9 protein-coding genes are annotated in these 15,097 nt (G+C 72.9%); 2 read left to right on the top strand and 7 right to left on the bottom strand.

Annotation, left to right across the window (positions count from 1 at the left end):
* Nucleotides 1-16 precede the first annotated feature (16 nt).
* The 3 genes from EER30_RS31320 to EER30_RS31310 all read right to left on the bottom strand — a co-directional run bounded on the left by EER30_RS31320 (nt 17) and on the right by EER30_RS31310 (nt 4,800).
* On the bottom strand, nt 17-1,831 hold the full coding sequence (locus EER30_RS31320; RefSeq protein WP_240670414.1) for a serine/threonine-protein kinase: 1,815 nt from the start codon (nt 1,829-1,831) through the stop codon (nt 17-19).
* A gap of 147 nt (nt 1,832-1,978) precedes the next feature.
* Nucleotides 1,979-4,009, bottom strand: a complete 2,031-nt coding sequence (locus EER30_RS31315) for a hybrid sensor histidine kinase/response regulator (RefSeq protein WP_240670413.1) — start codon at nt 4,007-4,009, stop codon at nt 1,979-1,981.
* A gap of 68 nt (nt 4,010-4,077) precedes the next feature.
* Nucleotides 4,078-4,800, bottom strand: a complete 723-nt coding sequence (locus EER30_RS31310) for an SIR2 family NAD-dependent protein deacylase (RefSeq protein ID WP_127504259.1) — start codon at nt 4,798-4,800, stop codon at nt 4,078-4,080.
* 139 nt (nt 4,801-4,939) lie between these two features.
* Here EER30_RS31310 and EER30_RS31305 point away from each other — a divergent pair, with 139 nt between their 5' ends.
* Nucleotides 4,940-5,977 (top strand): lytic polysaccharide monooxygenase auxiliary activity family 9 protein, encoded by a 1,038-nt coding sequence (locus EER30_RS31305; protein ID WP_240670412.1) that lies wholly within the window; start codon nt 4,940-4,942, stop codon nt 5,975-5,977.
* Nucleotides 5,978-6,283: 306 nt separating this feature from the next.
* Here the strand turns inward: EER30_RS31305 and EER30_RS31300 are convergent, their stop codons facing one another.
* Nucleotides 6,284-7,222: a ribose-phosphate diphosphokinase gene (locus tag EER30_RS31300; protein ID WP_127504257.1), complete on the bottom strand. Its 939-nt coding sequence runs from the start codon at nt 7,220-7,222 to the stop codon at nt 6,284-6,286.
* 80 nt (nt 7,223-7,302) lie between these two features.
* On the opposite strand from EER30_RS31300, the gene EER30_RS31295 reads away from it, so the two are divergent.
* The gene (locus EER30_RS31295; RefSeq protein WP_127504256.1) at nt 7,303-8,145 is read left to right on the top strand and encodes an ABC transporter ATP-binding protein; all 843 of its coding nucleotides are present in this window, start codon (nt 7,303-7,305) and stop codon (nt 8,143-8,145) included.
* Between the two features lie 186 nt (nt 8,146-8,331).
* Here the strand turns inward: EER30_RS31295 and EER30_RS31290 are convergent, their stop codons facing one another.
* Genes EER30_RS31290 through EER30_RS31280 form a run of 3 tightly spaced genes read right to left on the bottom strand, consistent with a single transcriptional unit; the run spans nt 8,332 to nt 15,064 of the window.
* Nucleotides 8,332-8,985, bottom strand: coding sequence for an ABC transporter ATP-binding protein (locus tag EER30_RS31290; RefSeq protein ID WP_127504255.1), 654 nt, complete (start codon nt 8,983-8,985; stop codon nt 8,332-8,334).
* Nucleotides 8,986-9,041: 56 nt separating this feature from the next.
* The gene (locus EER30_RS31285; RefSeq protein ID WP_127504254.1) at nt 9,042-12,041 is read right to left on the bottom strand and encodes an ABC transporter permease; all 3,000 of its coding nucleotides are present in this window, start codon (nt 12,039-12,041) and stop codon (nt 9,042-9,044) included.
* Nucleotides 12,038-15,064 (bottom strand): FtsX-like permease family protein, encoded by a 3,027-nt coding sequence (locus EER30_RS31280; RefSeq protein WP_127504253.1) that lies wholly within the window; start codon nt 15,062-15,064, stop codon nt 12,038-12,040. The genes EER30_RS31285 and EER30_RS31280 overlap by 4 nt, the downstream gene beginning before the upstream one ends.
* Between the last annotated feature and the right edge of the window lie 33 nt (nt 15,065-15,097).

The following is a 15,097-nucleotide window of genomic DNA, read 5'->3' as shown; positions in this document are numbered from 1 at the left end:
TTCCGCGCGGTCCCGATCACCAGGTGAAGGCGGCTCCCTGGGCGCGGCCGGTCAGGGTGCGGCCCTCGCGCTCGTACGTGAACGACATGACGACGGCGTATTCGCGGCCGCGCGCCGGGCTCGTGTCGCCGGGGCCGCACTCACGCGTGGAGGCCTTGCCCTCGAAGGTCAGGCCGTCGCAGGTCTTCGCGGGGCCGACGGTGCGGCCGGTGGTGACGTCCTTCAGGGCCACCGTGATGCTGCCGCGGCCGCCGCCCTGGGCCGTGAGCGAACCTTGGTAGCGCACGTCGCGACCGGTGGTGTGGCAGGGCTTCGACACCATCGCGGTCTTGCTGCTCCAGTCGAGCGTCACGCCCTGGCGGCACTCCCACGGGCCGTACGGGCGGGCCTCGGGTTGCGGCGACCGGGTCGGTGCGTGCTTGGTCGCCGCCGGCACTGCCTTCGGGCGTACGTCGGAGGGCCGCGCCGCCGGAGCCGTCGGCGTGAGCGGCTGCGCGTCGCCGGTCAGCGAGCGACCCGGGTCCTTGGCCGCCGGACGGCGCGGGACAGCACTGGCGGTGGCCCCGGTGGCGACTCCGGTAGCGGCGACCGGGGCGGGCGCGCTCGACGCCACGACCTGCGGCGGGGCGCCCAGGTCGCGGGTCTCGCCGTCGGGCCGGCCGAGGTTCCAGGCGGTGGTGGCGACGGCGGAAGCGACCATGGCCGCGGCGACCAGCGACAGCGTGGCCAACGGACGACCCCAGCGCCAGCTCGGGACGGCGTTGCGCTTCTCGGGACGACGGGGCCCGGGGACCAGCGAAGGGGCCGGGGCGGGGACCAGGGACGGACCGGTGAACAGCGACCGGCCGGGGAGCAGGGACGAAGCGGGCTGCAGGAAGGGCGACCGGACCGACTGCGGCGGCGAGGGCGCCTCGTCCGGCGGCGGCAGGGCGGGCACGTCGGCGAAGCGGCGGGCGGCGTCGGACAGGTCGGCCACCAGTTCGGCGGCGGTCGGGCGCAGCCGGGGCTTCTGCGCCATGCATCCCATGATCACGTCCCAGAGCAGGTCGGGGAGGCCGGGACGCCGCTCGGGGTTGCCCTCGAGGTGCTGGCGCATGAGGTCGGGAATCGAGTCGCTCGTGTACGGCGGCCGTCCGCTGATCAGCTCGTAGAGCAGCACGCCGAGCGCGTACACGTCGGTGGCCGGGCTGGCCGTGGACCCGTGGAACGCCTCGGGCGACATGTAGTGCGGCGTCCCGACGACCGCGTTGGGCGTGGTCATGCTGGGCGTGTTCAGGATGCGCGCGACCCCGAAGTCGGTGAGCCGGGTGTCGAGCCGCCCGTCGGCCGTGGCGAGCAGGATGTTGTCCGGCTTGAGATCGCGGTGCACCACCCCCAGGTCGTGCGCCTCGGCCAGCGCCGCCGCCACCTGGGCGGTGAGCCGGGCCGCCTCGCCGGGCGCCACGGTGGGCCGCTCGCGCAGAAGATCACGCAGGCTGCCGCCGCTGACCAGGTCCATGACCAGGCCGATCGTCTCGCCCACGCTGAACAGGTCGTGGACCCGTACGACGTTGCGGTGCCGCAGCATCCGCAGGATCGTGCGCTCCTGCACGAACCGGGTGACGAGCTTGGGCTGGCGCAGCAGGCTCTCGTGCAGCAGCTTCACCGCGACCGGCTTGCCGGCTTTCTGGTCGAGCGCCTCCCACACGGTTCCGGTGGCGCCCTGCCCGATGGGGCGCTGGAGCACGTACGAGCTGCCGACGCACCGCCCGCTCAGGTCCATGGTCGACGTGCCGTACGTGTCGGCGCGTTGACCGCTGCTGGACCGACCTCCCGTGCGATGCTGAATCACTCGACGACCCCTCCGGCGACAACAATGCACCGGAATATTGCTGTTTGTCCGGATCGAATGGCAAGCCTGAGCGCCCGGTTTCGCACCTTCGGTCGGAGTCGCGGATTCCCCGTTACCCGGCGGTGGCGGTGTCGTTCGAGGAGTGAGCTACTTGGCGGCGGCCGCGTCGCCCGACGGGTGGGTGCCGGCCAGGTTGCGGATCGCCCCCAGCAGCGTCGACCGGGTGAACGGCTTCTCGATCAGCATGCTGTTGTCGTCGAGGCGCAGCTGCGGGCCGAGCGACGCCGCGGTGTAGCCCGACATGAACAGCACCGGCAGGTCCGGACGATGCGTACGCAGCGCGGCGGCCAGTTCGGGCCCGGTCATCGTCGGCATCACCACGTCGGTGATCAGCAGGTCGGGGTGCTGACCCGCGGCCACCTGGGTCACCGCCTGCAGCGCGTCGGTCGCGACCGTGATGGCGTACCCGGCCGGCTCGATCAGGCGTTGCACGAGCTGAGCGACCTCGGGCTGGTCCTCGACGATCAGAACCCGGCCGATCACCGCGGGCACCCCCTGGCGGCCCCCGGCCGAGGCCGTCTTCTCCTCGGCCGCGGGCAGGTAGAGGTGGACCGTCGTGCCCATCCGCGGCTGCGACTCCAGCTCGATGTGACCGCCCAGGCCCTGCACGATGCCGGCCGTGGTGGCCAGGCCGAGCCCCGCCGCCGTCGGCCGGGTGGTGAAGAACGGCTCGAGCGCGCGCTGCCGCACCTCGTCGGTCATGCCGACGCCGGTGTCGGTGATGACGATGTGCACGAGCCGGCCCGGCGGCACTCCCTCGGGGCCCTTGCCCGCCTCGACCAGCTCGTTCATCGCGGCGACCCGCAGCATGCCGCCGTGCAGCATCGCGTCGCGCGCGTTCGCGGCCAGGTTGACCAGCGCCTGCTCCAGCGGTCCGCGTTCGGCTTTCACGGCCCACACGTCGGGACCGAACGCCAGGTCGAGTCCGATGTGCTCGCCGAGCGTACGGCTGAACAGTGACTGGACGTCGGTGAGCAGGTCGGGGATCGGGATGATCTCGGGGCGGTTGCCGTCGCTGCGGCCGAACGCGAGCAGCTGGTGGGTCAGCGAACGGCCGGTGCCGACCGCGTCGAGGATGTCGACCGCGAGTCTGTGCTGCTGGCTCTCCTCGTCGGTGGACGCGGAGATTATCTCGGCCGAGCCGCCGACCACGGTGAGCAGGTTGTTGAAGTCGTGCGAGATGCCGCCGATCAGCTGACCCAGACTGTCGAGCCGGCGCAGGTGGTCGAGCTGGCGCTTGAGCCCACGGGCGTCGATGTGGTCGGTGGTGTCGAGGACCATGCAGACCACGCCGGTGAACTCGTTGTGGTCGCCCATCAGCGGCATCATGCTGATCCGTACGCTGCGCTGGGAGCCGTCGGCGCGCATGAGCCGGGTGCCGCCGACCGTGGAGCGGCCCTCCCGGCACTCGGAGATGCGCCGGTTGAGCTCCTTCTGCCCCTGATCGTTGAGGAAGCCGCGCAGCGAGACCCCGACGAGCTGCGAGCGGGGCATGCCCAGCACGACGCCGATCGGTTCGTTGGCGTACGTCACCACGGCGTCCGGATCGAGCTGCAGCACCCCTTCCGGGATCGTCTCGAGCACCCGGCGGTAGCGCTCCTCGCTGGCCCGCAGCCGTTCGTGGGCGCGGGCGCTCGAACAGGCCAGGGCGAGCTCCCCGGCGATGTCACGGGCGAGCTCCACCTCCGCCGTCTCATAAGACGACCCCGGCGTCTCACGGGTCAGAACCAGATAGCCCGCGTACGTGTTGTCGACGATCACCGGGCACAGAACCGCCGAATGGATCTCGTGCTCCTCCCCGGCCAGCGGCTCGACCCCGTCACCGGCCAGCACGATGGGCCGCCGGCTGGCCGCCAGCGCCGTGGAGAAGTCGTCGTCGGGGAACTGGTCGACGTGGTCGAGCACCCGCGCGAGCGAGGCCGAGCGTTCGTCGTCGATGTGATGGTAGGTGATCGTGCCGTAGTGGCCGTCGTCGCGCAGCAGTTGCACGCCGGCGCCGTCCCCGATCATGTCGGCGGCGGCGCGGGCAGCCGTCGACGCGACGGCGGCAGGATCGTGCGAGACCCGGCTGAGAGCCAGGGCCAGGTCGGCGAGCGCGTACCGGAGGGGGTAAGCCATGACACCCATGAAGACATGATCCGCCCCTTACGCCCCGCGCGAGGCCGGTTCGCCAGGTTTGCTGACTTTCATGGGACGAGGTGCGGAAGAACCTCGGCCGCCGCGCCCCGCAGGTTGATCGCGCAGAACGGGTCGAGCGGGGTGCTGTCGGGGTTGACCTGGATGACGGTTCCTCCCATGCGCGCCGCGACCTGCGGGATCTCGGCGGCCGGGTAGACCAGGCCCGACGTGCCCACGGTGATCAGCACGTCGGAGCCGGCGGCGGCCTCGACGGCCCCTTCCAACGCGTCGACGGGGAGCTGCTCTCCGAACCAGACCACCCCCGGGCGTACGGGTGATTGGCAGTGCTCACACCCGGGCGGGGTTCTGGGGCCTTCACCGCCGGGCGCCTGCTCGCGCGGCCGGTGGGGCTCGCCGCACGACGAACAGCGCGGAGTGAACAGGCTGCCGTGCAGGTGGGTCACGTTCGGGGAGCCGGCCCGCTCGTGCAGGTCGTCGACGTTCTGCGTGATCACGGTGGCGGGCAGCGCGGCGACCGCCTCATGTCCGGCGTTCGGGGAGACGCGCTCGACCAGCTCGCGACGCCACTCGTACCAGCCCCAGACGAGCGCGGGATCACGATCGTACGCCTCCGGGGTGGCCAGGGTCTGAGCGTCGAAGCGCGCCCACAGACCGGTCAGCGCGTCCCGGAAGGTCGGGACGCCGCTCTCGGCCGACATGCCGGCGCCGGTGAAGACGACGAGCCGCTCGGCCCGGGCGATCAGGTCGGCGGCCTCCCGCATCGATTCCATGCGCGAAGTGTGCCGTACCCGTCGAACGATTATCCGTCATCTATTGACAAGCATCGATTATGTGCGACGGTGTTACGACACCCGCGGCGGGACGGAGGGCAGTTCCCGCCACTGACTGACGATGCGGAGCCATGCCCTCATGAAATCCCTCTTCAGCGCGCTGGCCGGCCTCCTTCTCTGCGGCCTCGCCTTCCTCTTCGTGCCGGCGCCCCCGGCGAACGCGCACGGCAACATCACCGGCCCGGCGTCGCGCAACTACGGCTGTTTCGAACGCTGGGGCAGCCGCTTCCAGGACCCGGCCATGGCCACCGAGGACCCGATGTGCTGGCAGGCCTGGCAGGCCGACCCGAACGCGATGTGGAACTGGAACGGCCTGTTCCGCGAAAACGTCGCCGGCAACCACCAAGGCGCCATCCCGGACGGCCAGTTGTGCAGCGGCGGGCGTACGGAAAATGGCCGTTACAACGCGATGGACGCGATCGGCAATTGGCGGGCCACGAACATCGGGAACAGCTTCAACGTACGGCTGTTCGACGGCGCCCGGCACGGGGCGGACTACCTCTGGGTCTATGTCACAAAGCCCGGCTTCAGCCCGGCCACGCAGGCCCTGAAGTGGTCGGACCTGGATCGGGTGGCCCAGGTCGGCAACACTCCCGCGGCCCAGTGGCAGCAGCTCGACAACGGCGTCCAGATCGACATCCCGGTGTCCCTGTCGGGTCGCAGTGGACGAGCCATGATCTACACGATCTGGCAGGCCAGCCACCTCGACCAGTCGTACTACTTCTGCAGCGACGTGAACTTCGGCGGCACGACTGAACCGCCGCCCACCACTCCCCCGACAACCCCGCCGACCACTCCCCCGACGACGCCACCGGCCACCGGCGCCTGCTCCGCCACCTATGCCACGAGCAGCCAGTGGTCGGGCGGTTTCCAGGGCGAGGTGAAGGTGACCGCCGGCGCGGCCGCCATCAGAAGCTGGACGGTGACGCTGGCCTACGGATCGGCGCCCGCGGTGCAGCAGTCGTGGAACTCGACGATCACAGCGAGCGGCAGTTCGCTGACCGCCAAGCCCGCGACCTACAACAGCGCCCTGCCCGCAGCCGGCACGACGAGCTTCGGCTTCATCGGCTCCGGCACCCCTTCCGCCCCCACGCTCACCTGCACAGCCACAACCTGACCAAGACACCCGCAGCCGGTAGAGGGCGGTCAGACATCGATCGCCCTCTACCGCTGAACCCTCCGACCCACTACAGTTCTCTTTGGGAGCGCTCCCAATCCCCAGCCCCGACGGCGAAAGGAGCTCAGCTCGACCCGGCGGATGAATTCGAAGAGCTGCGAGGGACGGTGTCCTGCCCTCCCCGTCCCCCAGCCCCCAGTCCCCCAGCCCCCAGTCCCACTGCCGCCAGCCTGCCCACCCACCCGGGAGGAGCAGCGGCCACGACCCTAGACCGTGTCAAGCGGATCAAGCCGAGTTATCCACAGCTCACGCGAACAGCGCGCTGACCGACTCCCCGTTGTGGATACGCCGCATCGCCTCGGACAGGGCCGGCGCGACCGACAGGATCGTCAGCTTCTCGGTGCGGTTCTGCGGCGGGATCGGCACCGTGTTCGTGCAGACGATCTCCTCGATCTCCTTCTCGGCCGAGAGCCGCTGCACCGCGTCCGCCGCGAACAGCCCGTGCGTGCAGGCCACCCGCACACTGCGGACGTTCCGTTCACGCAGCCGCTCCAGCAGTTCGAAGACCGTGCTCCCCTTGGCGATCTCGTCGTCCAGCACGATCACGTCGCGGTCGGCCACGTCGCCGATCACCGTGCTGATGACCACCTTGTCGTCGGCGTACCGCTGCTTCGCCCCCGCCGCCACGTCGATGCCGAGCAGCCTCGCGAACGCCGCCGCCTCCTTCGCGTTGCCCAGGTCGGGCGACACGACGACCGCGTTGTCCAGGTTGTAGCGCCGGAAATGCCGGGCCAGCTCCTGCAGCGCGTGCAGGTGGTCGACGGGGATGTTGAAAAAGCCGTGCACCTGCGGCGAATGGAGCGTCATCGCGAGCACCCGGTCCGCACCCGCCGTCGTGAGCAGGTCGGCGACCAGGCGACCCCCGATCGAGATGCGCGGGGCGTCCTTCTTGTCACTGCGGGCGTACGCGTAATGGGGCAGGACGACCGTGATGCGTCCGGCTGATGCCCCCCGGGCGGCGTCGAGCATGAACAGGAGCTCGACAAGATTTTCCTGTACGGGCGGCACGAGCGGCTGAATCAGGAAGACGTCCCGTTCCCGGCAGTTGGCCTGCAGCTGCACCTCGATGCAGTCGTTGGCGAAACGGGACACGCGGGTCGGCAGCAGCGGCACTCCGAGGTGGTCACAAATCTCGGCGGCGAGGTCGGGATGGGCGGATCCGGAGAATACGGCGATGTCGCGCACGGCCCCACCCTAAAATGTCCGCCCTCGTGGATGCGGTCGCGGGTCCTCAAGATCGGCATTGAGGCGTTAGGTTGTGCGACATGAACGGTCTTGCCGTGGCGTGCCGCCGCGTGGTGCACATCTACCGGGCCGAGGCCGGCGACGTCGTCGCGCTCGCCGGTGTCGACCTCTCCATCGCGCCGGGCGAGACGCTCGCGCTCGTCGGGCCGTCCGGCTCGGGCAAGTCGACGCTGATCGCCCTGCTCGCCGGGCTGATGCGCCCCTCGGCCGGCCGCATCAACATCGGCACGTACGACATGGGCAAGCTCTCCGACGGCGAGATCTCCCGCCTGCGCGGCACCGAGATCGGCGTCGTCCTGCAGGGCGCGTCGAGAAACCTCCTCCCGTACGCCTCCCTGCACCGCAACATCTGGCTGGCCCAGCGCCGTGCCGCTCACACGCGCGGCATCACGCTCGACGACCCCGACCGCATCCTCGACCTGGTGGGGCTGCCCGGCCAGGGCCGCCAGCGGCTGGCCGACCTGACCCCGGGCGGACGGCAGCGGGCCGCGCTGGCCGTGGGCATCGCGACCGGCCCCGGCCTGCTGCTCGTCGACGAGCCAACCAGCCGCCTCGACACGGCGGGCCGCGACGAGGTGCTGGCCGCGATGGAGACGGTCAACGCCGAACGGCAGACGACGATCGTGGTCGTCACCCACGACAACGAGGTCGGCGCCCGCCTGGGCCGCGCGGTCACGATCCGCGACGGCCGCGTCGGCGCCGAGGGCCGCGACGGTCAGGACTTCGCCGTGGTCGCGGGCGACGGCACGGTCCAGCTCCCGCCCGAGGTGCTGGGCAGCTACCCACCGGGCACGCTCTTCACGGTCCAGCACATCGACGGCGAGGTGACCCTGGTCCCGGGCGGCACCGAACAGGTCGCCTAAGCCCGGCGGCGACAGCAAAGCCAGGCACGTCACGCAGCCCGGCGGCGACAGCAAAGCCAGGCGCGTCACGCAGCCCGGCGGCAACGGCAAAGCCGGCCCGTCACGCAGCCCAGCGGCGACAGCAAGACCGGCACGTCACGTTCACGTAGCCCGGCGGCGGTACGACGGCCGACGCCGGGCACGCCATCAGGCGCGGGCCCAGGTCGCCTCGCCGTCGCCGAGGTGCAGTTCGCGGTCGCACGCGGCGGCGGCCTCGGGGTCGTGGGTGGCGAAGACGACCGCCGCCCCCCGCTCGGCCTCGGCCCGCAGCAGTTCCATGACCCGCTGCCGGTTGGCCGCGTCCAGCTCGCTGGTGATCTCGTCGGCCAGCAGGACGTCGCCCTGCAGGGCCAGCCCGCGCGCGATCGCCGTACGCTGCTGCTGCCCGCCCGAAAGCTCCTCGATGAGCTGGTTGGCCTGCCCCGAGAGCCCCAGCGGTTCCAGCGCCTCAGCCGTACGCCGCCGCGCCTCGGCGGCCGTCCCCCCGGTGGCGATGACCGCGACGGAGATGTTCTCGGCCGCCGTCAGGATCGCGGCCAGCCCGTTGTCCTGCGGGATCAGCACCACGCCGAGCTTGACGGCATGGTCGCGGTCGGCAAGCTGTTCACCGTCGACCAGCACCCGCCCGCTCGCCGGGCTCAGCAGTCCGGACATCGCGCTGAGCAGCGTGGTCTTCCCGGCACCCGAGGTGCCCGTGATCGCGAGGATCTCGCCGGGCCGCGCCTCGACCGAGACCCCGCGCAGCACGACGTTGTCGCTGTCCCAGGCGAGGTCCGCCTCCACGACGCTGAGCGTCTTCATGATCCGTCCTCCAGGAATCGATGTGCCGCGCGGCTGATGGTAGGTGAGAAGGGGGGTCATGGCTTGATCCGGCGGCGCAGGTCGCGGCCGGTGGCCAGGGCGACGGCGGCGAGCAGCACCAGAACGACGGCGGTGGCACCGGCCAGCACCAGCACGCGCGGCCACGACGGCAGGGGCAGCGCGACCTCGTCCACCCCGGCCAGCGGCAGAGCCCAGCCGGTCACGGCCCAGCCCGCCAGCGCGGTGAGCATGCCGACCAGCGCGGCGATGCCGACCAGCGCGGGATAGGTCCATGACGTGGCCCGGCTCGTCGTCGGCCGGGGCAGGCCCTGCACACGCAGCGCCGACAGGTCTTCGACGCGCCGCTCCCGGTCGACCGCGGCCGCCAGCACCAGGGCGAACGCGCCGAGCAGCACGGCCAGCGCGCCGGCGAGCAGGTGGAACCAGAGCGACAGGGCCGGGCCCTGCTCGTCGAGCTGGCGGCGCACCTGCTGGGCTCGGGTGTCGGCCACGACGGTGAGGCCCTGCGCGGTGAGTTGTTCGACGATGTCGGCCGGGGCGCGGTCGTTGAGCCACACCTCGGGCAGCAGGGCCGGGGCCGCGTCGACGGCGACCCGTCCGGCGTATTCGAGGTCGACCAGGCTGGCGTTCACGCCGAGACGGGGCACGGCGGGCACCTCGGCGCGACCGGCCACGTCCATCGGGTAGCCGTCGAGACCGGTCAGCACCTCGGCCGCCGGGGCCTGACCGGCGTACGCGACGGGCAGCGGATAGGGCGTGTCGCCGGGCTGGACCCAGGCGCCTTCGGGGAGCCCGCCGGAAGCGTCCACATCGATGCGCGGGCCGTCCGGCGTCGCGCCGATCTTGCCGTGCCGGGGCATCCGCCAGCGACCGACGTCGAGCGTGGCCGAGTCGCCCGCGGTGCCGCCGCCGATGCTGTGGATCGTCAGCCCGCCGGTCACGCCGACCACGTTGCCGTTGACGGCGAGCTGAATCCCGTTGATGCGGCAGCCTTTCGCGCACGTGTCGACGCGCTGCCGGTACGTCCACTCCCCTTCGACGAGGTTGCCGAGGCCGACGACCGCGTCGCCCAGGCCGGTCAGCGACGACACCGACACGTTGAGCCGCAGTTGCTTGGCCGCTACGACGCCGTGCCCACTCGCTTTGATCGTCAGGTCGTCGCCGTCGATCGTGATCGGCTCGGGCGCCGGGGGACGCAGGTCGCGCGCGATCTCGGCGGCTGACGGTCCGCCACCGGGCCAGGTGGCCACGGCGGCCAGGCGGGTCGTGTCGGCGGCCAGGCCCAGCGGCTCGCGGCCGGTGCTGTTGCGCAGCCGGGCCGTCGCCATCGCGAAGCGGCCGTCCGGGTCGACCGTGCGCACGGCGTGCAGCAGCCGGCTGCGGTGCACGGGCTCGACCTCGAGCACCCGGGCCGCGCCGACACCCAGGCCGGACTGCACGACCCGGCCTCGGGCGGCCACGTCTATTCCGCAGGCGGCGTAGCCGGCCACGGCGACGGTCGCGACCAGCAGCGCGAACAGCCGCTGGGCGCCGGGGCGGCGGGAGAGCTGGTAGCCGGCCAGCGCGGGCCCGAGCCGGCCGGCCGCGAGCGCCCGGGTGGCGAAGCGGGTGACCAGTGGCAGCAGGGCGCGGGCGGCCAGCAGGGCCAGGGCGAGCATGACGAACGCGGGGGCGAGCAGGCCGACCCCGGTGAGCGAGCCGCCGGTGAGAATGAGCTGCACCGCGCTGACCACGGCGAGCAGCACGACGACGGCTTCGACGGCGAGCGCGCGGGCGCCGTTGGCGGTCACCGGATTGCGGCGCAGCAGGGTGGCGACCGGGCTGAGCAACTGGCGCCGCTGGGCCAGCACGGCCGCGCCGAGGGCGGCGAGCGCGGCGAACGGCGCGAAGCGCAGCGAGGACCAGCCCGCGTCGACGCCGACCCCGGGGAACCGGGCCGCGGCCACCAGGTTGACGAGCAGTTGCCCGGCCAGGCAGCCGGCCACCGCCCCGGCCAGGATCGCGAAGAGGTTCTCGCCGGTCGCCAGCCACCAGCGCGTCCACCAGCGGGACCCGCGCAGCGCGACGATCGCCAGCTCGGGCTGGCGGCCCTGGGTGCCGTAGCCGACCGCGAGGAAGATGCTGAAGCAGGCGAGCAGCACCAGCGGGACGGCCAGCACCGGCACCAGCAGGTGTGCGGCCGAGCGGCCCGAGTCGATGCGGTCGAGCAGGGCCGGGATAGCGGTGTCGACCTGCAGGTTGGGGCCGATCTCGGTGGCCTTGCCGGTCAGCGCGAGCAGTCCGGCCCGCAGCCCGTCGAGGCCGTCGACGCCGAGCGCGGCGGGGCCGGCCACGCCGTCGATGGACAGGTCGGTGAGCCCGTGGTCGATCGTGGTGAAGGTGGTGGCGCCGGTGAGGACGGGCTCGCTCGGGCCGCGGCCGGGGCGCACGTCGAAATAGCCGTGGGTGCCCCAGTAGACGTCGGTCGGGTCGGGAATCTCGTAGACGCCCGCGATGAGGAGCTGCTTGGGGATGCCGGCGGGTTCCCAGTGCGGGTTGACCGGGTCGTCCTGGTAGGCCGCGAACGTCATGCGGACCGCGTCGCCGGCCGACACGCCCAGCCGCGCGGCGGTCCGCGCACCGACGAGGATGTCGTCCTCACCGACCAGGCACCGCCCGTCGACGATCCGCACGTGGGTGCAGACGTCCTGACGGAACACCAGCCGGCTGGCGTTGCTGTTCTCCTTCTCCAGCCCGATGGCGGGGAAGGACGACCCGTAGACGTACGTGAAGCCGGGCAGTTCGATCAGGGCGGCGCCGACGCCGGCGAAGTCGGGGGCGCCGCTGACGACCCGGGCGTCCTGGGTGCCGGCGATGACCAGGCTGCGCTCGGCGGGCGCGGCGGCGGCGACCTGACCGGCGGCGATCGCCCGGTCGACCGCGCTCAGGTAGGCCGGCGACGCGACCGCGGAGGCGACCGCGAACAGGGCCAGCAGGGCGAGCGTGACGGCCTGCCCGCGCCTGGTCCAGATCATCGCGAGCACCAGCGACATCATCGGGCCGCCTCCCCGCCGTCACGCAGCCGGCGCACCAGCGGCAGCACCGAGAGCCACCCGACCAGGCCGAGCAGCCCGAGCCCGACCGCGCCGGCCAGGCTCAGCGCCGTCCAGCCCAGCGCGCTCGGCGGCGGCAGCACGTTCCAGCCGTCGGTGAAGCCGCGCACGGCCACCCGGGCCAGCGGGTTGGCGACGGCCGCGGCCACCAGCCCGGCCAGCAGGCCCACCACGATCAAGACCAGAGTTCCCGCGTACGCCGTCCCGAGCGCCACGCGCAGCGACAGGCCCTGAAGTCGCAGGGCCCGAAGTTGCTCGAGGCGGGCGCGCCGGTCGACCGCGCCGGCCACGGCAACGGTCGCGGCCGCGAGCAGCAGTCCGACCACGCCGCCGACCAGCCCGAACCGGGCGATCGCCGAGGGCGCCTGTTCGGCCAGCCGGTCGGAGCGGCGGACGATCGTGTCCTCCCCGACGACGGTCAGGCCGGCCTGACGCAGCGCCGTCACGACCCGGTCGCCGGCGCCGGGAGCCAGCCACACCTGGAACTCGCCGGGGGTGCTGGCGTCGCCGGCGATGCGGCGCACGGTGTCGAGGTCGACGAGCGCCCCGGAGGCGCCGACCACCGGCAGGACCTCGGCGGTGCCGTCGACCCGCGCGGGGACCGGCTGGCCGCTGAGAGTGAACAGCGTGGGATCGGCGAAGCGCCAGTCCTTCGGCGGCGGCCCGGCCAGCACGATCGACGGGGGCATGGTGCTGTCCACGGCGTACACCTGGGTGCCGATGTCGGCGCCGGCGACGACGTTGGCGTCGACCCCGACGCGCAGGGCGCCGTCGCGGGCGGCGATGTCGAGGGCCAGGGCGGCCGTGCCGGGTCGCCACCGGGCGATGTCGCCGAGCTGCTCGGGACCGAGGATGTCGGCCGGCGGCCCGGCTTGGGTCAGGCCGCGAAGCACGATCGCGCTGTCCGGCGAGGCGGGCGGATGGTAGCCGCCGGAATCGGGCGGGCCGGTGAACTGCCAGCGCAGCAGCCGGCAGCCGGGCGCCTCGGCACAGCCCTCGACCGGCGCGGTGCGGGTCTGCTCGCCGGGCGCCAGCGTGCCGAAGCGCACCTGCACCGGAGCACCGGTCGCCTCGTTCTGCAGGGCGAGGGCGAGCGCGACCGGGAAGCGGCCCTCGGCTCGCACCCGGACGGCGAGCCGGTCACCGGTGATCAGGGGTGCCGGTGGCGGGCCGGGGTTCTCGGCGGTCGCCGAGGCGAGCAGGCCGACCGGGCCGTAGCCGGGGCGCCAGTGCGCCACGGCGGCCAGCCGGGAACTGTCCACCGCGAGCATCGGCGGCGAATTGGTGCGGTCGACCGCGGCGGCCATCGCCTCGTCGCCTTCCGGGTCGGCCCGGCGTACGGCGTCGAGCAGCGCGGTGCGGTTGGCCGCCTGCACGGTCAGCACCCGGTCGGCGCCCAGCTCGGCGGCGCTGCGGTCGGTGCGGGCGCGGGCGTCGCCCACACCGAGGCCGAGGGTGGTGGCGAAAAGGGCGACCGCCACCACGATGAGCGCGAACACGCGGTCGCTGCCCGGCTGGCGCGACACCTGCACCGCGGTGAGGCCGAGCCGTAACCGGCCGGTGCGCACCGCGGCGCTGCCGCCCCGATCGGCCACCCGGCCGAGCAGCCGGGCCAGCAGCAGCGCCACCGCCAGGGCGACCAGGGCGGGCGCGGCGAGGGCGAGCCCGCTGTCGGGCGCGCTGGACCGGGCCTGATAGATGGCCGCCATCGCGATCGCGAGCAGCAACAGGTCGGTCAGGCCGGCCCGCCAGTCGCCGCGCCCGGAACCGACCTGGCGCAGCAGGTCGGCGACCGGCTTGCGCAGCACCACCGCCTCGACGGCGGCCAGCACGATCAGGCCGCCGAGCAGCACGGCGGCCACGGCGGCGAGCGAGAGCAGCAGCGCCTCGCGTTGCTGGCTCACCGCGGTGACCGGCCCGGCGAGCCACCGGGCCAGCAGATGGCCCAGCGGCAGGCCGATCAGCGCGCCGGCGGTCAACGGCAGCAGGTGCTGCCCCCAGGCCAGGCGCAGCATCGCGAGCCGGGTGCTGCCGCGCAGTTTGAGCAGGGCGACGTCGCCGCGCCGGTCACGCCCGGTGTAGCGGCCGGCCAGGCCGATCGCGAACCAGGTGAGGAACAGCGTCTGCACCATCGCAACGACGACGCCGAGGCGGATCTCGGTGCGGTCGCGGTCGATCGCGCCGAGCAACGGGCCGGTCAGGTTGACCAGGCGCAGCCCGCCCGAGCCGAGCTCGCCGCTCGCCTCCCGCAGCACGGCGCCCAGCTCGTAGCCGCCGTCGCCGCGCAGCAGCTGGTCGGGCACGCTCAGGTCGAAGGCGATCGTCGGTTCCCCGAGCAGCTTCGCCTTGAACGTGTCGAGCGCGGTGAAGGCCGGGTCGAGCCCGCCGCTGTCGGCTTCGAAGAGAGGATTGCTCCAGTAGGGGCCGGCCTGATCGGTGTAGACGAAGAGGGCGACCACCTCGAGGTTGATCGGGTCGGAGTTCGGCGAGGCTCGCAACGTCAGCGTGTCGCCGCGCCCGAGACGCAGTTGCTGCGCCGCGGCGGCGCTGATCGCGGCCTCTCGCGGGGCGGCCGGGCACGGGCCGTCGAGGCGTACGTGATCGCAGAAACCCTCACGGTAGGCGATCGACATGGTCGGCGCCTCGCCGCCGGAGGGCGCGGTCAGCGGCAGCGCCAGCCCGTTCACGGGTTCGGCCGCGGGCAGCGGCAGCACGGCGTGCACCGTCGACTCGTGCTGGTCGATCGCGGCCTGGGGGTCGCCGTCGGTGTCGGCGATCTGGCGCACCGACAGCGTGCGCTGCTCGGACGGGGCGGCGGCCACGTCGGAGGCGGCGGCGCGGTTGATGCTCGCGTAGGCGAACCAGGGCGCGGCGGCGGCCACGGCGGCGGCCAGTGTGGTGAGCACCAGCACGGTCAGCACCTGAGCCGTGCGCGTCCGAACGGCCCCCCAGACGAGTGCGAACATCCACACCTCCCCGTGAGATCTCCGGAGGTTACG

The sequence above is a fragment of the Actinoplanes solisilvae genome, assembly GCF_003999975.1.
In the GTDB taxonomy this organism is placed as follows: Bacteria; Actinomycetota; Actinomycetes; order Mycobacteriales; family Micromonosporaceae; genus Actinoplanes; species Actinoplanes solisilvae.
Note: the sequence above shows the minus strand (reverse complement) of the source record. Positions and strands in the feature narration are given on the sequence as shown.